Origin of the sequence: Colwellia sp. Arc7-D (genome assembly GCF_003061515.1) — a bacterium.
GTDB lineage: Bacteria > Pseudomonadota > Gammaproteobacteria > Enterobacterales > Alteromonadaceae > Cognaticolwellia.
This window is the reverse complement of the sequence record NZ_CP028924.1, coordinates 632,712-655,949: the sequence shown is the minus strand read 5'-3', so window position 1 is coordinate 655,949 and position 23,238 is coordinate 632,712. Positions and strand designations below refer to the sequence as shown.

Annotated in this window: 21 protein-coding genes; 15 read left to right on the top strand and 6 right to left on the bottom strand. The window is 36.8% G+C overall.

Annotated features, from left to right (window positions below; all coding sequences use genetic code 11):
* Positions 1–159: 159 nt before the first annotated feature.
* Together DBO93_RS02845 and DBO93_RS02840 are read left to right on the top strand one after the other, a co-directional pair.
* On the top strand, positions 160–2,466 hold the full coding sequence (locus tag DBO93_RS02845; RefSeq protein ID WP_108454976.1) for a S9 family peptidase: 2,307 nt from the start codon (positions 160–162) through the stop codon (positions 2,464–2,466).
* 233 nt (positions 2,467–2,699) lie between these two features.
* On the top strand, positions 2,700–3,041 hold the full coding sequence (locus DBO93_RS02840; RefSeq protein WP_108454975.1) for a DUF4389 domain-containing protein: 342 nt from the start codon (positions 2,700–2,702) through the stop codon (positions 3,039–3,041).
* A 90-nt stretch (positions 3,042–3,131) separates the two neighbouring features.
* Here the strand turns inward: DBO93_RS02840 and efp are convergent, their stop codons facing one another.
* The gene (gene efp, locus DBO93_RS02835) at positions 3,132–3,701 is read right to left on the bottom strand and encodes an elongation factor P (protein WP_108454974.1); all 570 of its coding nucleotides are present in this window, start codon (positions 3,699–3,701) and stop codon (positions 3,132–3,134) included.
* Positions 3,702–3,759: 58 nt separating this feature from the next.
* On the opposite strand from efp, the gene epmB reads away from it, so the two are divergent.
* Both epmB and DBO93_RS02825 read left to right on the top strand, forming a co-directional pair.
* Positions 3,760–4,776 carry an EF-P beta-lysylation protein EpmB gene (gene epmB, locus DBO93_RS02830; protein ID WP_108457721.1) on the top strand — a complete coding sequence of 339 codons (1,017 nt, stop codon included), beginning with the start codon at positions 3,760–3,762 and terminating at the stop codon, positions 4,774–4,776.
* Between the two features lie 175 nt (positions 4,777–4,951).
* Complete coding sequence (locus DBO93_RS02825; RefSeq protein WP_108454973.1) at positions 4,952–5,248, top strand: hypothetical protein; 297 nt, start codon at positions 4,952–4,954, stop codon at positions 5,246–5,248.
* 61 nt (positions 5,249–5,309) lie between these two features.
* On the opposite strand, the gene DBO93_RS02820 is transcribed toward DBO93_RS02825, so the two are convergent.
* Positions 5,310–5,807 (bottom strand): DUF3016 domain-containing protein, encoded by a 498-nt coding sequence (locus DBO93_RS02820; protein WP_239059092.1) that lies wholly within the window; start codon positions 5,805–5,807, stop codon positions 5,310–5,312.
* A 278-nt stretch (positions 5,808–6,085) separates the two neighbouring features.
* Between DBO93_RS02820 and DBO93_RS02815 the strand changes: the two genes are divergently transcribed.
* Positions 6,086–7,042 (top strand): AEC family transporter, encoded by a 957-nt coding sequence (locus tag DBO93_RS02815; protein ID WP_108454972.1) that lies wholly within the window; start codon positions 6,086–6,088, stop codon positions 7,040–7,042.
* Between the two features lie 47 nt (positions 7,043–7,089).
* On the opposite strand, the gene DBO93_RS02810 is transcribed toward DBO93_RS02815, so the two are convergent.
* Positions 7,090–7,872 (bottom strand): hydratase, encoded by a 783-nt coding sequence (locus tag DBO93_RS02810; protein WP_108454971.1) that lies wholly within the window; start codon positions 7,870–7,872, stop codon positions 7,090–7,092.
* Between the two features lie 279 nt (positions 7,873–8,151).
* Between DBO93_RS02810 and DBO93_RS02805 the strand changes: the two genes are divergently transcribed.
* From DBO93_RS02805 to DBO93_RS02795, 3 genes are all read left to right on the top strand, one after another.
* Positions 8,152–10,515, top strand: coding sequence for a fatty acid cis/trans isomerase (locus DBO93_RS02805; RefSeq protein ID WP_108454970.1), 2,364 nt, complete (start codon positions 8,152–8,154; stop codon positions 10,513–10,515).
* A 539-nt stretch (positions 10,516–11,054) separates the two neighbouring features.
* Positions 11,055–12,032, top strand: coding sequence for a DUF1852 domain-containing protein (locus DBO93_RS02800; RefSeq protein WP_108454969.1), 978 nt, complete (start codon positions 11,055–11,057; stop codon positions 12,030–12,032).
* Positions 12,033–12,075: 43 nt separating this feature from the next.
* On the top strand, positions 12,076–13,152 hold the full coding sequence (locus tag DBO93_RS02795) for a methionine synthase (RefSeq protein WP_204100641.1): 1,077 nt from the start codon (positions 12,076–12,078) through the stop codon (positions 13,150–13,152).
* Between the two features lie 107 nt (positions 13,153–13,259).
* Here DBO93_RS02795 and DBO93_RS02790 read toward each other — a convergent pair whose 3' ends face one another.
* The gene (locus DBO93_RS02790) at positions 13,260–14,090 is read right to left on the bottom strand and encodes a sulfite exporter TauE/SafE family protein (protein ID WP_108454968.1); all 831 of its coding nucleotides are present in this window, start codon (positions 14,088–14,090) and stop codon (positions 13,260–13,262) included.
* Positions 14,091–14,375: 285 nt separating this feature from the next.
* Here DBO93_RS02790 and DBO93_RS02785 point away from each other — a divergent pair, with 285 nt between their 5' ends.
* The 3 genes from DBO93_RS02785 to DBO93_RS02775 all read left to right on the top strand — a co-directional run bounded on the left by DBO93_RS02785 (position 14,376) and on the right by DBO93_RS02775 (position 16,485).
* Positions 14,376–15,260 carry a LysR family transcriptional regulator gene (locus DBO93_RS02785; RefSeq protein ID WP_108454967.1) on the top strand — a complete coding sequence of 295 codons (885 nt, stop codon included), beginning with the start codon at positions 14,376–14,378 and terminating at the stop codon, positions 15,258–15,260.
* A 60-nt stretch (positions 15,261–15,320) separates the two neighbouring features.
* The gene (locus DBO93_RS02780; protein WP_108454966.1) at positions 15,321–15,719 is read left to right on the top strand and encodes an ACT domain-containing protein; all 399 of its coding nucleotides are present in this window, start codon (positions 15,321–15,323) and stop codon (positions 15,717–15,719) included.
* Between the two features lie 472 nt (positions 15,720–16,191).
* Entirely contained in the window at positions 16,192–16,485 is a 294-nt protein-coding gene (locus DBO93_RS02775) for a hypothetical protein (RefSeq protein WP_108454965.1), read from the top strand.
* Positions 16,486–16,778: 293 nt separating this feature from the next.
* Here DBO93_RS02775 and DBO93_RS02770 read toward each other — a convergent pair whose 3' ends face one another.
* On the bottom strand, positions 16,779–17,150 hold the full coding sequence (locus DBO93_RS02770; protein WP_108454964.1) for a VOC family protein: 372 nt from the start codon (positions 17,148–17,150) through the stop codon (positions 16,779–16,781).
* A gap of 409 nt (positions 17,151–17,559) precedes the next feature.
* On the opposite strand from DBO93_RS02770, the gene DBO93_RS02765 reads away from it, so the two are divergent.
* The 3 genes from DBO93_RS02765 (at position 17,560) to DBO93_RS02750 (ending at position 20,212) form a co-directional block, all read left to right on the top strand.
* Complete coding sequence (locus DBO93_RS02765) at positions 17,560–18,552, top strand: hypothetical protein (protein WP_108454963.1); 993 nt, start codon at positions 17,560–17,562, stop codon at positions 18,550–18,552.
* 32 nt (positions 18,553–18,584) lie between these two features.
* Positions 18,585–18,971, top strand: a complete 387-nt coding sequence (locus tag DBO93_RS02760) for a hypothetical protein (protein ID WP_108454962.1) — start codon at positions 18,585–18,587, stop codon at positions 18,969–18,971.
* A gap of 521 nt (positions 18,972–19,492) precedes the next feature.
* On the top strand, positions 19,493–20,212 hold the full coding sequence (locus DBO93_RS02750) for a PEP-CTERM sorting domain-containing protein (RefSeq protein ID WP_239059091.1): 720 nt from the start codon (positions 19,493–19,495) through the stop codon (positions 20,210–20,212).
* A gap of 952 nt (positions 20,213–21,164) precedes the next feature.
* Here DBO93_RS02750 and DBO93_RS02745 read toward each other — a convergent pair.
* Positions 21,165–22,004 carry a DUF4198 domain-containing protein gene (locus tag DBO93_RS02745; protein ID WP_108454959.1) on the bottom strand — a complete coding sequence of 280 codons (840 nt, stop codon included), beginning with the start codon at positions 22,002–22,004 and terminating at the stop codon, positions 21,165–21,167.
* A gap of 723 nt (positions 22,005–22,727) precedes the next feature.
* Between DBO93_RS02745 and DBO93_RS02740 the strand changes: the two genes are divergently transcribed.
* On the top strand, positions 22,728–23,114 hold the full coding sequence (locus DBO93_RS02740; RefSeq protein WP_239059090.1) for an aminotransferase class I/II-fold pyridoxal phosphate-dependent enzyme: 387 nt from the start codon (positions 22,728–22,730) through the stop codon (positions 23,112–23,114).
* The last annotated feature ends 124 nt before the right edge of the window (positions 23,115–23,238 follow it).

Genomic DNA, 23,238 nt, shown 5'->3' with positions numbered 1-23,238 from the left:
TAATTGCGTGTCATTAATGTGGGGGCAAGTTAGATATTTTCAACAACAAATTTAGCGCTTATCACGCTAATAATGACGAACTAACAAAATGTTAGGGTGAATGCGTTTGCCTTGCCTAAGTATAAAACTTAAAGTAGACAAAAACATTAAGGATAAACCATGTTTATAAATAAATTCTTGCGTTGGGGTGCTTTAACGACCATTTCAATCTCATTAATTGCTTGCCAAAGTACCAATGAGCAGGCCACAACTAAAAGTGTAACTACAGTGCCTTTAACCCTAGAACGTATTTATGAAGAGAGTGAATTTAGCTCACAGTGGCTTGGACAAATTCGTTGGTTAGCCGATGGAAGTGGTTATACCGCGATTGAAAAATCTAACAAAGCAGCAATTGGCGAAACAGACTCAGAGCAGACTACAAATGTTGGTGAAGACATTGTTTTTTATGATCCAAACTCACTAGATCGTCAAGTGCTTATTTTTGCAGAACAACTCATCCCAAGTAACAAAGAAACGCCCTTATCAATTGATAATTACCTTTGGTCAGACGACCGCTCGCAAGTGCTTATTTATACCAACAGTAAAAAAGTATGGCGTTCAAAAAGCCGTGGTGATTATTGGATATTAAACCTGTTAACAAATAAGCTGATTCAATTAGGCGGTAAAGCAGTAAAAGAAAGCAGCTTAATGTTTGCCAAATTTTCACCCGATGGTAAAAAAGTCGCTTATGTCGTTGATAACAATATTTATGTTGAAACGATTAAAAACAACAATATTACGCAATTAACTTTTGATGCCGGCAATGGTCTTATTAATGGTTTGTTTGACTGGGTTTACGAAGAAGAATTTTCAATCCGAGATGGTTTTCGTTGGAGCCCCGATGGTAAAAGCATTGCTTATTGGCAGCTAGACACTAGCGGCAGTAAAGACTTTATCATGATAAACAACACTGACGAGCTTTATCCTACGTTAACGACATTTCCGTATCCAAAGGTAGGCGAAGAAAATGCTTTGGCTAAAATTGGTATTGTTAATGTAAAAAGTGCTAAAACCACATGGGCAAAACTGCCTAATAATTCACGCGAAATGTACGTACCACGCATGAACTGGTCGGGTAATTCTGAGCAAGTATTAATTCAGCACGTTAACCGTAAACAAGATACAAATAAACTTTATCTCACCAATATCAATACTGGTGCAGTAGATCTAATACTTACTGAGCAAGAAGAAACCTTTTTAGACTTTTACGATGATGCTAAATGGCTAGAAAATGGTACTGACTTTATTTGGAAAAGCGAGCGAAGTGGTTGGCGACACATCTACAAAGTATCTCGTGATGGTTCAACTATGGTGAACTTAACTCCTGGCGAATTTGATATTACAGACCTACAAACGATTGACGAGAAAAACGGCTGGATATATTTTATAGCGTCACCTAACAATGTAGCTCAGCGGTATTTATATCGCAGCAAACTTGATGGTTCATTATCAAACCAACGTATAACACCTGAGCAATATTCAGGCTCAAATCGTTACCAAATGTCGCCCGATGGGCAATGGGCGATTCATACACACTCAAGCTTTGCTCAACCAAGCCAAAAACAGTTAATTAAAGTCGAAGCACATCAAAGTAAGCATTTATTAATGGGCAATAAAAAACTCAATGAGCAATTGGCTGTGTTAGCAAAACCTCAACATGAGTTCTTTCAAGTAACGGCACAAGACGGTGTAGTGCTTGACGGTTATATCATGCGCCCTGCCGACTTTGATGCTAGTAAAGAGTACCCTATTATTTTCTATGTTTACGGCGAACCTGCAGGACAAACAGCACAAGATAAATGGCGCGGCAATGCTTACTTTTGGGATCAAATGTTGACCGAGCAAGGCTTTATTGTCGCTTCAATTGATAATCGCGGCACACCCGCTCCTAAAGGCCGAGAATGGCGTAAGTCTATTTATGGCGCCGTAGGTATTTTATCTTCACGGGATCAAGCTGACGCGCTTAAAGCCATGGCTGAGCGTTGGTCTTATATTGATTTAGACCGTGTAGGTATTTGGGGTCATTCAGGTGGCGGCTCAATGACCTTAAATATGTTATTTCGTTATCCTCAATTATATAAAGTAGGCATATCGTTAGCTCCTGTGGCTGATCAACGCCTATACGACAGTATTTATCAAGAGCGCTATTCAGGATTATTATCAGATTATGCCGAAGGGTATAAGCAAGGCTCTCCTATAACGCATGCGAAGAATCTACAAGGCAAGCTATTGCTTGTTCATGGTACGGGTGACGATAACGTACATTACCAAGGTACTGAACGTTTAATTAATGAATTAATAAAGCATAACCGCCAGTTTGACTTTATGTCATACCCCAATCGCAGCCACGGTATTCGTGAAGGAGAAGGTACTACTTTGCATTTAAAAACCATGATGACAAATTATTTTAATGAACATTTAAAGTAACTTAATTGGTATTTAAGCCCGTATATTAAAATGAATACTTTACTAAAGCCTGCCATTGCAGGCTTTTTACTTTTTTATCTAAAATTAGTGCTTTTCACTAAATAGTCATTACATTAACTACAGAGATAAAATAGATAAAAGTTAATTTATTGATAAATAAGTATATAAATATTGGCTTCGACTTTGCACACAATAAAGTAGATATCAGCATTAATACAGTATTGGAGTTACTTATGAGAGCAGATCTAGAAAACGAATTATTTGGCGAAGATAAAGCCACGAACAACTCATGGAAAAATCCAGGTATTTGGCAACGCGGTTTAGCCATGTTGTGCTTTGGCTTTATTAGCGGTTTTATTCGACTTTTTATTACCCTTATCGCTATTGTACAATTTATCACGCTGTTATTTAGCCAAAAGCCTAACAGTCAGTTAGTAAGGTTTGGGCAAAGCTTAAACAGTTATACTTACCAAATTAATCAATTTTTAACGATTAACTCAGAGTCTTACCCATTCCCATTCTCAGATTGGCCTGACGGGCGCACCTCACAAGTGCCTCCTGCAGAACAGGTATAATCCTTGATCGATAAAGACAAAAAAGCTCACAAAAAGTGAGCTTTTTAGTTTATCTAACTTCTACATTAACGTTAGATTGATGATAAAGCGTTATTTACTTGCACGTGATACATAATCACCCGAACGCGTATCAACTTTCACCACATCACCTATTTGCACAAATAATGGTACACGCACTACCGCACCTGTAACCAATGTTGCTGGTTTGCCGCCAGTACCTGCTGTATCGCCTTTAAGGCCAGGATCAGTTTCAGTAATTTCTAATTCAACAAAGTTTGGTGGATCAACTGAAATTGGATTGCCATCCCAAAAAGTAATAGTACATACATCACCTTCTGCTAACCATTTTGCCACATCGCCAACTGCTTTTTCATCAGCAGCAATTTGCTCAAATGTTTCATTATTCATAAAATGCCAGAACTCACCATCAGCATATAAATAGCCTAGCTCTGAATCCATAACATCAGCGCCTTCAACACTCTCACCAGATTTATAAGTTTTCTCTAATACCTTGCCAGATATTAACTTACGAATTTTAATGCGGTTGAATGCTTGCCCTTTACCTGGTTTTACGATTTCATTATCGATAATGTTACAAGGTTCACCATCAATCATTAATTTAAGTCCAGCTTTGAACTGGTTAGTGCTAAAATTAGCCATAATTATTATGCTCGCTCGTTCACGTAGAAAACGTAAAGGTTAAAAATTGAATATAGAAATGCCGCAAATAATAACCCAAATCAGTGATAGATTGCACACTTCTTGGCAAAAAGAATTAGCAAATGTGATTACCGATCCTAAAACCTTGTTAGAGTTGGTGGATATTTCACCAGAAGATTACCAACATCACTTTGCAGCGCGTAAACTATTTCCGGTGCGTGTGCCGCGCCCCTTAATGTCTCGCATTAAAAAAGGCGACATTAACGACCCAATTTTAAAACAAGTGATGCCCTTAGATGCAGAGTTTTCGATAACTGACGGATATAACGAAGATCCATTAGAAGAACATGACACTGTGGCACCGGGATTACTGCATAAATATAAACACCGGGTATTAATGATGGTAAAAACGGGTTGTGCGGTTAATTGTCGTTATTGTTTTCGCCGCCATTTTCCTTATGCGGATAACAGTCCAAATAAAGCACGTTGGCAACAAGCACTGGTCTATATTCAACAACATACCGAAATTAACGAAGTTATTTTCAGCGGTGGCGACCCCTTAATGGCTAGCGATGAACACCTGCAATGGCTTATTACAGAAATAGAAAAAATCCCGCATATTTCGCGCTTACGTATCCACACTCGTTTACCAATAGTTATACCACAGCGAATAACACCTGCATTGGTACATACACTGAAAACCACTCGACTTAAACCTGTGATTGTTTTTCATGTAAATCATGCGAATGAAATCGACGAAAACGTAGCTGATGCTATTGAGCCTTTAATAAAAGCGCGCATTCCTCTCTTTAATCAAAGTGTTTTATTAAAAGGAATTAACAACAACGCCAATACCTTAGCTCAATTAAGCGAGCGTTTGTTTGATGTTGGCATTCAGCCATATTACTTACATTTATTTGATAAAGTGCAAGGCGTGGCCCATTTTGATTTAACAGAAGCAGAGGCAAAAAATATTACCTTGGAACTTATGGCAATTTTGCCGGGTTATTTAATGCCAAAACTTGTTAGAGAAATTGCTGGAGAAGCCAACAAAACACCGATTAATTTGGCATAACACTGACATTTAAAATATAGCGAATTATAAGCAAAAATGAGGCAACGCGCATTAGAGTAAGGTGGCACTCGTTACTGGTAATACTAACAACATAAAATTACACTAGAGACTAACAAAATCTAAATCAATTTGGCATAATAGCGCCATTGAATACACAAACTGAAAATAAGTCATTATGAGCGAAGCCGTACACAAGCAACTAATCGAAAATATTTCGATAATTTTAAAAAAGTCACTCGCAGCTGACGCCACGTTAACGACATTACGAGAAGCAAAACAGGCTGGGTTTGCAGCCATATTCACTGAAGATGCAGGTTTTAAATGTTCTGCGAATACTTTTCAACCTTATGTTGAAGAAGTAGCGAATGATTTAATTTTTTGGCAAAAAACCTCAGACCAAAACACACTGATTGATATTGTAAAAAAAATTGAGCAATTATTTACCGTATTAGCTAAATTAGAGCACAGTTAAACTTTCTGTCTCGATAAAAAAACGCAGCTAAGCTGCGTTTTTTTATGTTGTTAAAATATATTTATTTCTTCATGTTATTTTCAAAGGTTTTTTTAAACCAATCATCAAACATCTTTTTTTCATAACTTAAGCTTTCATTACGGTATTTTAGGCTGCTATGCGTTAAAAATCCCATATCGTGCAGCGAAACATCATCACGTTTAACCACAGTATTATCAGCATTTAGTAACTCGTAACTAAACTTCATTCGAGGGGAAAATATATCTTTTATAATACGAACACGCTTTATGCCGTAATTAATATCACCAGCTAAATCTAAATTGGTCACTTCAAAAATTAATTTCTGTTGCTCGGGTAACTTTTCAGCTAATTTAGAAAAATGCGCTTCCAAGTTTTTAAACGTGCGCTCTTTAAATTTTTGTCTGTGCCCTTCAGCTGAATCAACATCCGTGTATTTTTCTGGATTTGTCCACTTAACTTCAACTTGCGCGGCTTCTACCGCCGTTATTGAAAACGTAACAACAGTTAAACTTAATAAGCATGTAATAAATTTCATCATAATTTTGCCCTCTATTATTTAGTTCATTATACCGAATCATCATAATATTGCTCGTTTCACAATGTAACCCTTTTAAGCTTGAGCTTTACTGCCTTTGTATCATGCAATATTTCATATCAATAATCGTGAAAATGAATCTAATTTATAAAGCAAAGTAATCAAAGTTATTGATTTACCTCCATGTTAATCGCTAAACTGCAAAGCTATACACAAGTTAACCTAGTTAAATATGTTAGTTTGAGTGTAGCCTTGTTTTAATCTAAATAACTGAGCTAAATGTGCTAACTGAATTTCTATCAACGCTTAACTTTTCGTTCGCTGTCACTGGCCCTATTTTTATGATGGTAGTGCTCGGTGGTATACTTAAATACTATGGCATTATTGGCCAAGCCTTTGTTGATCAAGCGTCAATATTGGTGTTTAAAATATCACTCCCGATACTACTTGGTATGAGCATGATAAGAACCGATATTGCAACGGTTTTTGACCCTGTCACCATTGCAAATGCGTCATTATCAACCTTTTTGGTGTTTATACTACTAACATTAACCGCGAGTATTTTCGTGAAAAACCCTCGTGATAAAGGGGTTTATGTCCAAGGCGCATTTCGCGGAAATTTAGCTATTGTAGGTTTAGCACTTTGTGTAAATTTATATGGTGATGCGGGTATTGCTAAAGCGTCAATTGTTATGTCGATACTGTCATTGGTGTACAACATTCTGTCTATTTACACCCTAACGACAACATTAACCGACAAAAAACTTAATCTTTTCTCGATGATCATTAGCATGACTAAAAATCCATTAATCATCGGTATTGTACTCGGTATTATGATTAATTTGCTGCACATACCTGTACACCCAGTAATAATGCAAACAGGTGATTATTTAAGCCAGTTAACCTTACCCGTTGCGCTTCTCTGTATTGGTGCTAGTTTGTCGTTTGCTGATATGAAAGATACTAAAACCGTTGCTACAATCGCCGTTATCGCTAAATTAATCGTCTCGCCGATTATCATTACCTATATCGCATATCTCAGTGGTTTTTCAAAAATGGATTTAGGCATAGTGTTCTTGATGTCAAGTACACCAACAGCGGCGGCAAGTTACATTATGGTGAAAGCGATGAAGGGCAATGAAACCTTAGCCGCTAATATTATTGTAATGAGTACGGTGGCTTCTTTATTTACCGTCAGTTTTGGCTTAGCAATGTTAAAGACTTTTGAGTTGATTTAAATAAGCTTAAATCAACTTCATCTCAATGCTTTATTATCTGACTATGGTTAAAAAAGTTCTTTAAATACAACCCTAAAGTTACCAACACCGGCATAATCAATGTCGGTGTTTTTATCAAAATCTAACTCTACAACCCCTGCATATGATCCTGTTGTAAAGGCTTCACCTTTTTTAAAGCTCGTGCCTCGTTTTGTCATATAGTTTATCGCCCAATAAACGGGTAATTGCGGTAACGGGTTAGGATGCACGCCATTAAATATCTGCTCGTTAACCTCACCGCTTTCTTCATACTGTTTAATTGATATTTGAAACTTATCTGCTGAGAATGCCACGGACTTATCAATTGTAGGGCCTAAAAATAAGCCTTGATTAACTAAACAATCAGCTAAGCGTTCAAGAAATGTCACGTCTGAGTCATCGGCAAAGCGACTTTGTATTAATTCTAATGCCATATGACAACTGCCAATAGCCGCGTTGATTTCTGCTTCAGAATAATCTTCATCGCGTGCGGGTAAATCATGAGCCAAAACAAAGGCAATTTCAGGCTCAATTCGCACTTTGCTATTATCTTGCATTAACCAACATTGCTCTCCCTCTTGCATCGTTTCGCTAAAAATAGGCGCGATAATAAGCTTGTCTTCAGCTAAAGGTAATAGGCATTTCCAGCCGGCAACATTATCAGGGCGAAGCTTAATTATGGCTTGTTGGATCGATAACGCTTCATCAATAGAATGAGGGGTTAAAGCTTCAGCTAAACTATAAGCTTTGGTACCTGAGACTCTACGTGCTAAGAATTGTTGAGCTGCGTTTGTAAATTTTTCAAGGGTCATTTGCGTTCACTTTTTAGTGGCTAAGTCATCAATAAAACTAGAACAACTCTACCTTGATAAAAGCCCCTTTGCTAGCCATGGCTTAACTCTTAGACTTAAAAATAGAAAATACTTATCTGTGTAACACCGAGGCTTACTGATCTAAATGTATGATCGCTCCGTATCTATTTAACAGGTTATTCAAGTCATAACAGAGTGATAGCTTTGAGCCTGTCATTTCGTTTATAATATGCAGCCTTTATAGTCACATTTCATCAACCTATAAGTGTTAGCGCTGATATGCAACTTTCTCCCAAGTCAAAACCTGTTTTACTGATATTCATTCTCGTTATTTTGGGTGGATGTGCCATGATCGCCAATAGCCAATTTGATGATCTGTTCGGCATTGCTGAACCTCAAGCACGTATGGTCGTAAATAATTCCGCTCAAGCTGAATTTTATCATGATGAAGTACAGCCAATTATTGAACAGCGATGTGTTGTTTGCCACGGTTGTTACGACGCCCCTTGTCAGTTAAAACTATCATCGCCACAAGGTATAGACCGAGGAGCAAACAAAGAGTTAGTGTATGACGGCACCCGATTATTGGCCGCGACACCACAACGCTTATTTGTAGATAATGACAGCACTCAAGCATGGCGAAACAACGGGTTTTATGGCGTGCTTAACGAGCGTCAACAATCGCCAGCACTTAATCAGCAAGCAAGTGTTATGTCGAGATTACTCTCGCTTAAACAACAACACCCGTTACCTGCGGGTAAAATACTACCTAAGCAATTTAACTTCTCGTTAGATAGAGAACAACAATGTCCAACAGACGTTGAAATAGAAAATTATGTCCAAAACTATCCAGATTGGGGTATGCCGTTTGGCTTACCTGCACTGTCAAAACCTGAAGATAAAATTTTGCAGGATTGGCTGCGTAACGGTGCAAAAATGGCACCACTACCGCCATTAACTGATCATTATATTAACCAAATAGCCACTTGGGAAAACTACCTAAACGGTGACTCATTAAAAGAAAAACTGGTCAGTCGATATTTATATGAACATTGGTTTATCGCCCACCTTTATTTCTCTGAATTACCTGCCGGCGAATTCTTTAAAGTCGTACGTTCTCGAACACCGCCCGGCCAACCTATCGATATTATTGCTACCCGTCGACCTTATGATGATCCTGGTGTAGAGCGAGTTTATTATCGCTTATGGCGCGAGCAAGGCAGCATATTAGAAAAAACACATATGCCGTATGCATTAAATAATGACCGCTTAATAACATTTACGCAGTTATTTTTTCAAGATAACTATCAAGTAGAAGCTTTACCTTCATACCAGCCAGAAGTCGCTTCAAACCCTTTTAAAGCTTTTGAGGCAATACCTTCTATTTCACGTTATAAGTTTTTGCTAGAAGAAGCCGAATTTACCATCATGAATTTCATTAAGAGTCCGGTTTGCAGAGGGCAAGTCGCATTAAATGTAATTAACGATCACTTTTGGGTATTCTTCGTTAATCCAAATGAGAAAAATGCCAAAGATCACTCTGCATTTTATAACGAGCAGCAAGATAAATTAGCCTTACCTTCTGCTGCTGAAAGCAATGCCTATGTTATTACTAATTGGTTGAAGTACTCTAAACTTCAGCGTTCGTATATGCACAATAAAGCCACAAGAATGAATACAGCATTTCCTAACGGCGAACATTTAACGACTGATCAAATTTGGGCAGGTGATGGTGACAATACTAATGCAGCATTAACTATTTTCCGACATATTGATTCTGCAACCGTGGTTAAAGGATTAGTCGGTCGCCCTCCTCAAACATCTTGGGTAATTGACTATGGCTTGTTAGAACGTATTCACTACTTATTAGCTGCTGGTTTTGATGTTTATGGCAATATAGGTCACCAATTAAATACCCGCTTATATATGGACTTTTTGCGTATCGAAGGTGAGTTTAACTTTCTTGCATTATTGCCACCTGAAACCCGAAAAACTGAACTAAACAAATGGTATCAAGGCGTGTCAGACAGCCAAAAAGAATATTTGATGGCACCACATAAATTGTTTTCTCAACCTTCAGGAATACATTATCAAACTGAACAGCCTAAACAGGAGTTGTATCAGTTATTAAAACAAAAAGTTAACCCGGTATTAGTCACTGATAATAATTTGGCCAGTAAGAGTACCCCAAAAAGTCATCGTAAAGCGCTCGCTAAATTGCAGCACTTAGTTGGCGGTGCCGTTACCTTAATGCCACAAATCACCTTTTTATCAATACAAGGCAAAGAACAAACACATTATTATTCCGTACTGCGAAATAATGCCCACAGTAATATTACAAGTTTGTTAAGTGAAGATGAAAACCGCTTGCCTGAGCAAGACACTATTACCGTGACTAGCGGCTTGGTCGGTGCATACCCTGATGTGTTCGTGAATGTTAGCGAGTCACAATTAAATAACTACGTTAACTCTGTATCGGCATTAACTACAAAAGCAGACTATCAAAAATTAATGGACAACTATGCTATACGCAGAACCGACCCTAACTTTTGGCAACATAGTGATGCAATGCACGCAGACAATAAAAAACAACACCCTTACAAAGCTGGACTGTTTGATTACAATCGACTGCAAAATCGATAGCATTATACTGACTGGTTAATATAGCTAGATAATTTAGCTAGATAATAAGCGTCGAATTTAACAATAAAAAGCTCAACTGAATGAGCTTTTTATTGTTTTTTTTATTGCTCAGAACAAACAACGAGATACTGTATACGCAAGATAAGCTTATTAGTTCACTCATTTTATATTCCTGACCTCATTTAAATCCCTCTCACCCCATAATCACATTAAGACGAAAGCTGTGTTCGCATCTCCCATAAACTCGGGCAGACATTGCTTCCAGAAATACTCGAAACATCCGAATACAGCCACCTATGAATTTTAATCATGCATTTATGAAATAAAATCAATTTTATTCATGTAATTAACCACGTATAAAATACATTCTGCTTTTAACTTTAGACATTATTACAGCTGGTTTTCAATTAAGCCTTTAGGCATAAACCAAGAAACTGTAGAAGACTACTGACAAAGAAAATCAGAAAAGGAAGTTAACAGCTCAAAAAGAGCATGAAATACATTCAGGTTTTATTACAGAAATTGGATATCAGATCATCATGAATACAGATTTTACATTTACGATTAAAAACATATGTCTCAATGAAAACTATCATCCTTCAGAAAATACACGTATTACAACCAACTTTGCTAACTTGGCCAGAGGCGAGAGCCGCCAACAGAATTTACGCAATACGTTAAAGATGATCGACAATAGCTTTAATGCCCTAGCCTATTGGGATAACCCCAAAGCAGATCGTTATTCTGTCGAGCTTGAAATCATTTCTGTTGATATAGATATTGAAGACAGCGGACAGTCTTTTCCGTCAATTGAAGTATTAAAAACAACGGTTGTTGATCATCAAACTAGCGAGCGCATTGAAGGCATTGTAGGAAATAACTTCTCTTCTTATGTCAGAGATTATGATTTTAGTGTGCTGTTGTCAGAACATAATAAAGGCCAAGCGCAGTTTAGCATTCCAGATAGTTTTGGCGATTTGCATGGCAAACTTTTCAAATATTTTGTTAATTCAACTACCTATAAAAAACACTTTAAGAAAACGCCCGTTATCTGTTTAAGTGTTTCTGATAACAAAACTTACCTTCGAACTGGTAATCAACATCCTTTGTTGGGGGTTGAATACCAACCTAATGAATCATCTTTAACTGAGCAATACTTCAAAAAAATGGGCTTACAAGTTCGATACTTTATGCCTCCTAAAAGTGTTGCGCCTTTGGCTTTCTTTTTCTTTGGTGATTTACTTAATGATTACAGTAACCTTGAGCTAATAAGTACCATCAGCACGATGGAAACATTTCAAAAAATTTATCGACCTGAAATTTATAATGCCAATGCTGTTGCAGGAAATTTTTATCAACCTAATTTAAAGAACCAAGATCATTCATTAACACAAATTGTTTATGACAGAGAAGAGCGTAATAAATTGTCCATTAAGCAGGGAAAATTTACTGAAGAGAACTTCATCAAACCTTATCAAAAAATACTTACGCAGTGGTCTGCTAATTACGCGCTTTAATTAACCCTATTGAAATGAATAAAAAGGTACAGCTGCATTTATTATGAAAACACTTATTAAGAAAGATCCTACTAACAAAGCGCTTATAGAAAAATTACTACCTACATCAACCGCAGGCAGTTTACCTAAGCCCTCATGGCTTGCAGAGCCTGAAGCGCTATGGTCACCTTGGAAGTTACAAGGCGATGAATTAATTGACGGCAAACACGACGCCTTACTTGTGTCATTGCAAGAACAACAACGTGCAGGCATTGATATTGTTAGTGATGGCGAGCAAACGCGTCAACATTTTGTGACCACCTTTATCGAGCACCTAACCGGCGTCGATTTTGAGAAGCGTAAAACGGTTAAAATTCGTGATCGTTATGAGGCAAGTGTTCCTACAGTAGTTGGCCCAGTTTCTCGCCCTAAGTCTGTTTTTGTTGAAGATGCCAAACTGTTACGCCAGCAAACCAGCCAACCTATTAAATGGGCGTTGCCAGGCCCAATGACCATGATTGATACGCTTTATGATGACCATTATAAAAGCCGCGAAAAGCTGGCTTGGGAATTCGCCAAAATTCTTAATCAAGAAGCTAAAGAATTAGAAGCAGCAGGAGTTGATATTATTCAGTTTGACGAGCCTGCTTTTAATGTGTTTTTTGATGAAGTTAATGATTGGGGCATTGCTTGTTTAGAGCGAGCAATTGAAGGCTTAAAATGTGAAACCGCAGTACATATTTGCTATGGCTATGGCATCAAAGCCAATACAGATTGGAAGAAAACATTGGGTTCACAATGGCGACAATATGAAGAAGCCTTTCCTAAACTGCAAAAGTCGAGTATCGATATTATCTCGCTAGAGTGCCATAACTCGCATGTACCAATGGATCTATTGGAGCTTATTCGCGGTAAAAAAGTCATGGTAGGTGCTATTGATGTCGCAAGTAACACGATTGAAACGCCAGAGGAAGTCGCGAAAACCCTACGAGAAGCACTTAAATATGTCGATGCAGATAAACTCTACCCTTGCACTAACTGTGGCATGGCGCCTTTATCTCGGGAAGTAGCAAGAGGGAAATTAAAAGCGTTAAGTGCCGGAGCTGACATAATCCGAAAAGAACTCGCCAGCCAAACCTGAGCCTAATATTGATACTGAATAGGGTTACTTTAGGGGTAATGGAAGTTAACTTTCATTACCAAGTTAGTAGCCCTTATCTACTTCCTCAATTTAGCATTATAAAAGCGCTACAAGAAAAATTGTGCCAACATACGTAAGCCAGTAAAGAGCAATACAAATGCAAAAATCTTCTTCAGTTTTACCGCATCTAGTTTTGCTGCCAATGATGCCCCAACAGGTGCGAATAAAACGGTTAGCGGTACAATACAAATAAAACCAAATAGATTAACCAAACCAAACGTTCCCGCAGGCGCATCAACAGGTGTAATACCTAAAATCAACATGGTTAACGCGCCCGGCAAGGAAATAATCAACCCTATTGCCGCCGCAGTGCCAATGGCCTTATGAGCAGGATAATTATAAAGGGTGAGTAGTGGCACCGAGATAGTACCACCGCCGATCCCCACCATAGCACTGAAAAAACCGATGGATGCGCCCATTACTGTTTGCCCGGTTGCTCCTGGTAATTTTTGGTACAGTGCCGACTTACCGGTTCTAAGCAACATGTTTAATGCTGATAAGACTGCTATCACACCAAAAAGCAGTGTCAGTATATTGCCTTCAATACGAGTGACTAACCAACTTCCCACCAATACCCCGATAAGAATAAATACCGCCCAACGTTTGAGCAGAACAAAATCGACATTACCTTTTTGATGGTGAGAACGAATTGAACTAATCGACGTTGGTACTATGGTGGCCAGAGAGGTTGCAGTTGCAACGAGCATCGCAGACTCTGGCGAGACACCAAAGCTTTGGAACAAAAAAAACAACACAGGTACAATAACAATACCGCCGCCCACGCCTAATAAGCCAGCTAAAACACCTGCAAATACGCCTGTGGTAATCAATGCCAAAAGGGTTGAGATATTATTCGTGATAAATTCAATGATATACATTAATGACTACTTCTATTTTTTGATTCTATTTTTAAGAGCGACAAAAATATAACTATCGATTCAAGGTACCGTTGTCGCCTACAATATTCAGACTTTAGGTTAAACAACAGCTTTAGTGTCTTCTAGCAGCTAACTGCGGGAAAAACCAAGAAAAGAACTGTCGCCATTATTTATTCCTATGCTCATTATAAAAAACTTGTTTGATTAATAAAATGATATTATTTCATCAATCAATGAATGTAGTTCATCATTAAAGTGAATAAACAGCTAAAAAGGAGTTAACCGGTGTTAGAGAGAATGCATTTAGAAATATTAACCGCAATAAAAGAACATGGAACCCTAACTAAAGCGGCTGATTCACTACATTTATCCCAATCTGCGTTAAGTCACAGCATTAAAAAACTTGAAGGCCAGATTGCGACACCAATATGGAAAAAAGAAGGTCGAAACCTACGACTTACTGCTGCTGGGGAACGCATTCAAACACTAGCTAATAGAGTGTTACCGCAATTTTTACACACCGAGTTATTACTGAGTCAGATTGCAAAAGGCGAAATGGGGTCATTACGCATTGGCATGGAGTGCCATCCTTGTTATCAATGGCTACTGAGAGTTATTCAGCCTTACTTAGAACAATGGCCAGATATTGATATGGACGTGAAGCAGGAGTTCCAGTTTGGCGCTTTAGGGGCATTACTTAGCTACGAAATAGACGTACTTATTACACCAGACCCACTCTTTAAACCTAAAATAGAATACATCCCTGTTTTTGACTATGAACATAGACTCGTCGTTTCTGCATCTCACGAACTGGCAAAAAAAGGTTTTGTATTACCGGAGCAACTAAACGAAGAAGTACTTTTTAGTTACCCTGTTGAACCGCTAAGGCTCGATATTTTCAGTCAATTCCTCAATCCCGCAAAATGTTCAGTTAAGAAACACAAATACATAGAAACAACTGAGATCATGTTGCAAATGGTGGCCGCTGGTCGAGGCGTTTGTGCTTTACCTGGCTGGTTAGTAGATGAATATTCAAAATCAATGCCTATTAAGAGTATTCGTTTCGGAGAGAAAGGTATTCGTAAACAAATTTTTGTCGGTGTTCGTAAGGATGAACAGCATATTGACTACTTAAACGACTTTATCGCTCAAGCTAAAAAGACAAAATAATAACTTTTACTTTCTTAATAATTAAGCTTTCCTTAACACAATAACAAAAAGGTTAAAAATATGTCAGGCGAAACAAATATTAATACACTACTAGCATCAATGGAGCCTAAGTTACTTGATGGCGATTATGTGTTCTGCACATTTAAAGATGCAAAATATGGCGATCATGCTGAGCTTTTTCCTTTAGCTGCTTACCTTGAGTCTGAAGGGTTAACGCTATTAATAAAGCAAGATATTGCTGATAAAGCAGGTTTAGCCTATGAAGCCATATTTAAAGGCATAACCTTAACAATACATTCAAGCCTTGAAGCGGTTGGCTTAACAGCTGCAATTGCCACAAAGCTTACAGAAAAAGGTATCAGTGCGAATGTCATTGCCGCTTTTTATCATGATCATATTTTTGTACAAGCAGATAAGTCAGCACTCGCCATGCAAGCTTTAGCTGAATTTAACAACTAAACAGCACTTTATAATTCATCAGAATATACATTATATTTTAAGCATAAGCTTTGATGAGTTAGGCATACAATTTAATATTAGAATGAGCGATAAATTACACATAATTACCTGTAGTTTTAGCTCATTTCAAATGATTAAAATGGATTAGTCAGCTTTTAGTCTTAAAAGTTAAAAAACTTAAAAATGAAGCTTTATTTTAACTAATAATATACATCTAATATTTAAGATATGAAAAGGCCGATCCTCTGACAAAGCGGTCGTTCAGGTAACTATCTTTAAAGATAACAACTGCCACAAACCTGACCTAATTCACTGGTCAAAACATCCATGTTTTATGTTCACTTTGATACGAAACCGGACTTTTCAATATCTATTTTAAACTTCTATCGTTTGCCAATTTTTTTGTTCCAACTATAGGTTACAATGTACCTTGTTAATTTAGTGCCTATTGAGTAAGTCATAAAGTATGAAAATGAGTAAAATTTGCCATCGTTTGAACAATAAGTTATTGGCTGTATTAGTCCAAATCAATGAAGAGGCAAAGCAAGTCGATGGCTTTAGTCATTTAAGTCACTCTGTTCAGTTCGATTGCTTCCCTGCCAGTTTATTAGTGTATTGCCATTTTAGTGAAGCACAACAGTTACGTGTTGCACAGAGCAGTCATGCTGAAACCAAATTACAAAAACAGTTGCATAAATTACTTTTTAAAAAAGGGATCGTATTAAAAGATCCGAAGATGAATTTAAAACTGCAAGGTCCGGCTTAGAATCAAACAGACTATATTTCACAAGTTGTGTAATATATTTAGCTAGATGGATAATACTCTAATACTCACTGACCAGATGTTAACAAAGATACGAAACCGGATGCTAACCTTGGTTTATCTAACGGCAAGTGATCCGACAAAGAAGTCATAAACATTGATTAATGACTTCTTTGACCTAAAGAGGATATTGCTAGGCGGTTAAAAAATATTGGTTGGAGAACGACTAGCCATAAAGGGGATTAATGATAAAGTAAGATCAAGCACAACGATAGGTTATGATTTAACAGGAAGTATTAACCGAAGTGATTAAAAACAACTTTATTACCATCTAAATCACGGAAATATGCACCATAAAAGACATCAGGAATACGTTGTCCTGGTTCACCATCGCAGGTTGCGCCCAAGGTTATTGCCTTATGATACATCTCGTCACACTTCTCTTTCGAACCTGGAGCAATAGCTAGCATATTGCCGTTACCACAGTTTTGCACATCTTCGTTATATGGAATGCAAATGGCGAGCATGGGTTCTTTCATACTTTTACCAATAAATATAATGCGTTCCATTTTTATCAGCGTTTTCGCGCCAATTGGTGCTAATAGTTCATTATAAAAGGCTTCTGATTTTTCTAAATCGGTTACACCGATGGTTGCATAGCTGAGCATATTTATTCCTTTTTTATTATGATAAATGTCGTTTATGTTAGATAACGATTTAACTAAAACAGGTTAAGTAAATCATGCCAATAAACGTCTGTAAATAGCATCGTGAATTGATGGCTTCTAAATCTTCAGTATCTGCCACATTGCTGACCTAAATTAGACCTCAAAATCAGGGCCGTTTAGGCTACAAAGATACGAAACCGGACGTTAACTTTGGCTTATCTAGTGACAAATTTTCCGACATTGATGTCATTAACACAGCTCTATTTAAAGATAACTTTTTACCGACAGTAGACTTAAGAGCTATGCTGCTCGGGGCGCCACTGAGTCTAAATAAGGCGTTAGGCAAAAGATGAATGCATTGTTATGATAACTAAACTATCACATAAAAAGTTACTTTAGGACTCAAGGAATGAAATATAAAGCGCATCTGTATCAAAAATGTTTTTTTCGTAATACTTCAATCACAACCCTTATCTTTTTTATATTAACTTTATTTTCAGCGTTATCTCTATCAGAAGAAGTACAAAAAGACAAAAAAAGTGCTTTCGAAAAAGCGAGAGAGCAATATATTAATCAAGTGTCAAAAATAATTGAAGGGGAAAGGCTATATTTTTTTATTGAAACGCCAGAGCCAATAAAAGCCGGAAAATCAGGAACTATCCGTTATCAAATTAAGAAAAGGGAAAAAGTAAGTCAATTGAATTGGCAAGTAACATTATCTATTTATAAGAATAATAAATTTATTTCAGATTATTCAATGAAAGAGCAGAGTTCAACAAAAAGTGATACTGAGGGAGATGAAACGATATATAGCAGAAATTTTGTAAAGAGTATCCAGCTAGATGAAAAGGGAAAATATCAAATTGTTATTGAGGCACGATCCTTAAACATGGAAGGAAGGAAAGTTAGCCATATAGGACGTAAAGACATTTACATTATACCTAACCCTGAAATCAAGTTTACGGGTGAGATTATAGAGTCGTTGATTGATTCAGATGACAATGGTTTAGCGAACTCACTTAGGGTTACTCTTCCCTTTAAAGCAAACATTGGAAATAACGAAAAATACAGAGTATGGGTACGCTTAGGAAATAAACAGTACAACGGCATAGGTGACATCATTACAAACACAAGCTTTGTCATTAATAATAAAAAACATTTATCTCAGGCTAGAGAGTCAAATATAATTGCTTTTGAAAAAACTATTATTGATAGCTCACATACCGCAGTCATTGTTGAATTTAAAGGTAAAGATATTGCAAAGAAACACCAATCAGGAAAGTTGAGGTTAGTTAATGTAGTTATAATGGCTGACGATGAATATTCCTGGGGAGGCTTCAGGAAATTCCGTACATTGGTGAAACTAAATCATATTCTTTTGAAGTATTTGAAAGGCCATTAATCACCGTTCATCAGCATCAGGCTACTATAACTATGATTGATGATAATGAGGATGGAATTAAGGAAGGTTTAAATATTAAGTTTGACGTTAGTGTGGTATTTGATGGTTCATATGAAGCATTTATGTCCTTTGGGGAAAGAAGAGACTCATTATTTTTTATTAAAGAAATTTTTGAGTTAACTGCTGGAGACCATGAAATTAATATTTTTGTATCTGCCCAAAGGCTGGTTAATGCAAAAGCTGAAGGAGAGATACCATTAACAACTTTCCATTTCAACACAGCAAAGTCTCTTAACTGGCCAACAGAAACTCGACATAATTTTGGATTAACACCATCTTTTTCATGTAAAGATTTTGAAGATTGTACAATTAGATTACCAAAACCAGTGACTTGTCTTGATGACTGTTCTGACTTTTAATATCAAGTGCATAACCGCTAACTTTCAAGCTAGGTTTCCGATAAGCTTAAAAGGTTTTGTTGGTGGTAAAGTGAACTATTTGCTTTGATAAATACATGTCTAAATTAGGTCGGCTTTAGGCTCAAAACTGTCATTAGTAACTCAAAAGCTAATGACTGCTTATGGCTAGCAGTTGCCCTAAGGCTCAATTAATACCTAACGACGGCAAAGGTACGAAAACGGACATTAGACTGTGCTTATCTAACTCAAGCGACAAAGCAGGCATTAAGCTAATTGGTAAGTCCTGCATTAAACGTTCTATAGACAATAAAAATGAACATAAAGGTTGTTTTTTAACTGCTATGTGTCGATTTATTTTACAGTATGCTTTAACACTCCTCCACAATAAATCTAACGAACTGATTTTATTATAAATATTTTTTTGGCACGGTAATTGTATTTATGGACGTAGTTCAATGATTAATAATAACTTTTACACAACCAATCCAAAAATACGGAAAAGGATTTACAAGGAAACTTTCATGAAATTAAAATTTTTACAGACTGCTGTAGCAGGTTTGATGTTTTCTGTTTGCGGTTTTGCAAACGCAACTCTAATAACCCATAACGGTTATACTTTAGATACAGATACTAAAATAGTATCTAATGGTGTCGTAGAGTGGCTTCAGTGGAATCAGACAACGGGGATGTCTATCAATGAAGCTTTATCTGCATTTAGTGGTGAGGATTGGCAATTGGCCACCAACAGCCAAATGGCTGACTTGTTTAATGCATTTGATCTGTCCTATGGTAAATTCATCTGGACTAATGAAGAAAACTTGTCGCAAACCTACGATGGTCCAACAGATGGGATTGCGATCGAAGATTGGATAAATGACCGTGAACTTAAATTTGTAAGTCTATTTGCTGATACTGCTGAAGCATGGCCTAATGAGGGAACGTGTGGCGCTGCTGACTGTCTACAAATGTCGGCAGCTTATTTCGGGAGTGATAACGATAATGATGGTCAATATAAAGTAGCACGGGTATACGATGACTTGCAATTCAACGACGGTAGTGGATATCAAGACTTAGGAAGCCTTGCAGAAATGTCAAATGATATAATCGATCTAAATACCGACACGGCATATTCCCGAGGTGTAGCCCTTGTTCGTGTAGTGAATGTACCTGAGCCGCAATCTTTAGCTATTTTTGCACTAGGAATTATGGGGTTATCTATTAGACGATTTAAAAAACAATAATTTATTCATCTAGTTAAATTTGAAAAGCACCTGTAATATTCAGGTGCTTTTTATTATCAGAAGTAAACTAGATCTTAAACAAAAATGACTAAACCTTAAGCAATTTATTAGGTTAAGTCATTTACTTGTATTTCAGCCAAGTTTAGTTTCTTAATGTTTGCTTCAGGCTTATAACCATGAATCATTGAAAAACTAATGTCGGTTATGTGAGCTTACATCAGCACATCAAATATGTAGTATTTTTGGTTAAAATTGTCTAGGGTTTGATCGTGGGTTCACAGAAACTTAATGTCCGCAATTGGCTAGGGGCTGAAGTATTGATTTAGTTACTTGTAACTTCTTCAATGTAGTCTTACCCCATTTACAAAGTGACCGTATCAAATGTGCAGTTACTGGGCGTAGCTATTTTCTTCGATAACTTCCAGTGAGAGCAATTTTTCAGGGCTTCGACTGCGATAACCTGAAAATCACCTCCACTGCGTGAAACGTTCTAGTAATATTTGCACATGCATTCTGCGACAGTAAAGTAACGAGTCAATGTATTTAACCTATTAGACTGCTTTAGAAGGCCTTTTATTTGTTCGGTTACTATCGCTAAAGCTGAATAATAAAGTTCTGCCCTATGTAACTGTTCAAGTTAATTGTCGCTTAATATACGTATACCTTCTATTTGTTCTTTTTTAATTTAACACCTCAATAATTTAATTAAATTCCATTATCAAAGCTTATCTGTTTAATTAAAGCAGATAAGCTTATTGAATTGCCATTAGTTTACTAGACACTTCCTAGTAGTTCTGGGCAATGATTTTTATTAATTAAAAGTAATACTGATATCGTCGATACTATAACTCACAGGCCAGAATGGCTTACCCGCAACACCCTGGAAACTGTTTCAAAAAAGCCACCATTGCCAAATCCTTTTATCAACATTATGGCTTAATAAGATCAATATTTATTTCTGACTAGGACTAAGGTTTATTGTCAAAGTAGTATAATCACTATGATAGGTTCCCATGACTTCTTCTGGAATCGTTATAACTACAGATCCCAACATCAAAGTGCCACTCAGTTCAGGTTCAATCATAAAAACACCTTCTGCATTGGTTTTCTTAAAATATGTTTTTTTATTAGTTAAAGCCTGGGTCACTTTATGGTTTGCTAACGGCTTACCATTTCTCAGTAAAAAAAATTGATTGGGCTTATTTTCTATTGGAACAAACTCTAAGACTAAACCTGCAGGCTGACTACTGGGTTTATCATGAATAGAACATTTGTCTACACACATCAGCGTTTTAACGTGCTTACTGTAACTTCTTTGCATTGGTTTACCTTCAGATGCTTTATGAAAGGCATCAATTGTCTCTTCATTAGCTTCTATTTCTTCAAAGTAAGTATCCACATTTTTAGGTGCTATTTCGCCATGCCTTTTCTTACTGCTAATAGCGAGTACCGCAGTCCCTTTATTACTTGCAGTAAACAATGCGTGAAGTGCTGATTTCTCTTTTCGATATTTTACTGATGCAATCTCAACACCATTGATAAAGGTATGTGAAACTTCTATTCGGTCTACTGTAAAACCACTACCAAAATCAGGAAATGATAATGAGCTTGAAAGGGCTACATCTATTTGATCACCCTCTTTCCAATTAAATTGATTGGGTAGCATAAATGTTTGGTGAGCCATTGCAGGCATAACAACTAAAACATTAACGAGTAGAAATAATTTTTTTATCGTTTTTGCTAATGATGTTTTCTTTTTCAATAATTGACTTGATATCAATTTGCTTTCCATAATATTTTCCTTTTTTTACATGGTTAAAGAAACTTACTAGACTAATGGATACGGACTATTTCTACACGCTATCAATTTTATTTAACAGCATGATTTCCATAATATTTTGTTTATAGTTTGACCCTTTCCTTTCCCTTGAACACTGTTTCTAATTAAAGAAGTAGCAGTATCTCCTATCATTTATACATGATGTTCTAATTTTGTTTTATTCATACTTTTAAGATAAGTGTATAAGAAGAGTAAACCGTATACCTGATCTATTCAACAGGGCCTGATTTTGTTGCGAGCAGTGTCATTGAACTGACTATTGGAACAGGTTAATGGATGAGAAAGTCAGGATTTGATAGCGTTAGGTATGAGTTTTATCCAGTAAATCGACAAACAAGCGCTGAACAGGCATGTTGACTTCAACCCTTTGTGTAAGCATTTAGGATCACCCAAAAAATTAGATGGTGCTAAGCTCCGGTAATTGAGTTTGCCGTTAAGCCGAAACAAATAAACAGTTAGCGATCCAATGGCTGTAAAATAAAACCCTACTGACGGAGTTAAGGGTAGTATAGGTTATTAAGCAAAATGCTATGAAAACACACTCTTGATCAAGAACCAGAACTTTAAACTTATTTGTCGAGTTAAAGCAGCCCTATTAACAGACACAATGCGTTGCTCGATATTTGAACTGCATATCCAAAAAGAGTAGTGTAATTAAAAATAAGGAAATAAATAATGAACGACTTAGCCATTCATACTTCGAGAAGAAAATTCATTCAACAATTGGGTTTAGGCGCTGCTTGGGTAGGCTTGGCTACCAATTCTCAGTTCGCCTTTGTTAACAGCCATCCTATATTACCTTTTCGTCAAAACGCCGCTAAGCTTATGCTACATTTTAATGAAAATTCATTTGGCATGTCTCCTAAAGCATTATTAGCGGCTAAACAGGCTATCGAATTATATGGCAATCGTTATGCCGATGAATCCTTTGATCAATTTAAAATTAAATTAGCAGCGCATCATAAAGTTGATCCACAGCAGTTGATTTTTGGTAATGGGTCCACCGAAGTATTGCAAGCTATTACTCAGTTACTCCATATAAAAAATAAAGAAAAAACCTAGTACAAATAAGTTAGTAAAAATTATTAATTGGAGATAATTACTAATTTTACTATCAGATCCGTAATCTACATAGCTAGGATATAAAATATTAGACGAGTGATTAATTGCGCAATTTAATAACAAG

Bases quoted from the DNA above. Each gene is read 5' to 3' on its own strand.
- DBO93_RS02845 (WP_108454976.1), top strand. From the start codon at position 160: ATGTTTATAAATAAATTCTTGCGTTGGGGTGCTTTAACGACCATTTCA.
- DBO93_RS02840 (WP_108454975.1), top strand. From the start codon at position 2,700: ATGAGAGCAGATCTAGAAAACGAATTATTTGGCGAAGATAAAGCCACG.
- efp (WP_108454974.1), bottom strand. From the start codon at position 3,701: ATGGCTAATTTTAGCACTAACCAGTTCAAAGCTGGACTTAAATTAATG.
- epmB (WP_108457721.1), top strand. From the start codon at position 3,760: ATGCCGCAAATAATAACCCAAATCAGTGATAGATTGCACACTTCTTGG.
- DBO93_RS02825 (WP_108454973.1), top strand. From the start codon at position 4,952: ATGAGCGAAGCCGTACACAAGCAACTAATCGAAAATATTTCGATAATT.
- DBO93_RS02820 (WP_239059092.1), bottom strand. From the start codon at position 5,807: ATGATGAAATTTATTACATGCTTATTAAGTTTAACTGTTGTTACGTTT.
- DBO93_RS02810 (WP_108454971.1), bottom strand. From the start codon at position 7,872: ATGACCCTTGAAAAATTTACAAACGCAGCTCAACAATTCTTAGCACGT.
- DBO93_RS02805 (WP_108454970.1), top strand. From the start codon at position 8,152: ATGCAACTTTCTCCCAAGTCAAAACCTGTTTTACTGATATTCATTCTC.
- DBO93_RS02800 (WP_108454969.1), top strand. From the start codon at position 11,055: ATGAATACAGATTTTACATTTACGATTAAAAACATATGTCTCAATGAA.
- DBO93_RS02795 (WP_204100641.1), top strand. From the start codon at position 12,076: ATGAAAACACTTATTAAGAAAGATCCTACTAACAAAGCGCTTATAGAA.
- DBO93_RS02790 (WP_108454968.1), bottom strand. From the start codon at position 14,090: ATGTATATCATTGAATTTATCACGAATAATATCTCAACCCTTTTGGCA.
- DBO93_RS02780 (WP_108454966.1), top strand. From the start codon at position 15,321: ATGTCAGGCGAAACAAATATTAATACACTACTAGCATCAATGGAGCCT.
- DBO93_RS02775 (WP_108454965.1), top strand. From the start codon at position 16,192: ATGAGTAAAATTTGCCATCGTTTGAACAATAAGTTATTGGCTGTATTA.
- DBO93_RS02770 (WP_108454964.1), bottom strand. From the start codon at position 17,150: ATGCTCAGCTATGCAACCATCGGTGTAACCGATTTAGAAAAATCAGAA.
- DBO93_RS02765 (WP_108454963.1), top strand. From the start codon at position 17,560: ATGAAATATAAAGCGCATCTGTATCAAAAATGTTTTTTTCGTAATACT.
- DBO93_RS02760 (WP_108454962.1), top strand. From the start codon at position 18,585: ATGATTGATGATAATGAGGATGGAATTAAGGAAGGTTTAAATATTAAG.
- DBO93_RS02750 (WP_239059091.1), top strand. From the start codon at position 19,493: ATGAAATTAAAATTTTTACAGACTGCTGTAGCAGGTTTGATGTTTTCT.
- DBO93_RS02745 (WP_108454959.1), bottom strand. From the start codon at position 22,004: ATGGAAAGCAAATTGATATCAAGTCAATTATTGAAAAAGAAAACATCA.
- DBO93_RS02740 (WP_239059090.1), top strand. From the start codon at position 22,728: ATGAACGACTTAGCCATTCATACTTCGAGAAGAAAATTCATTCAACAA.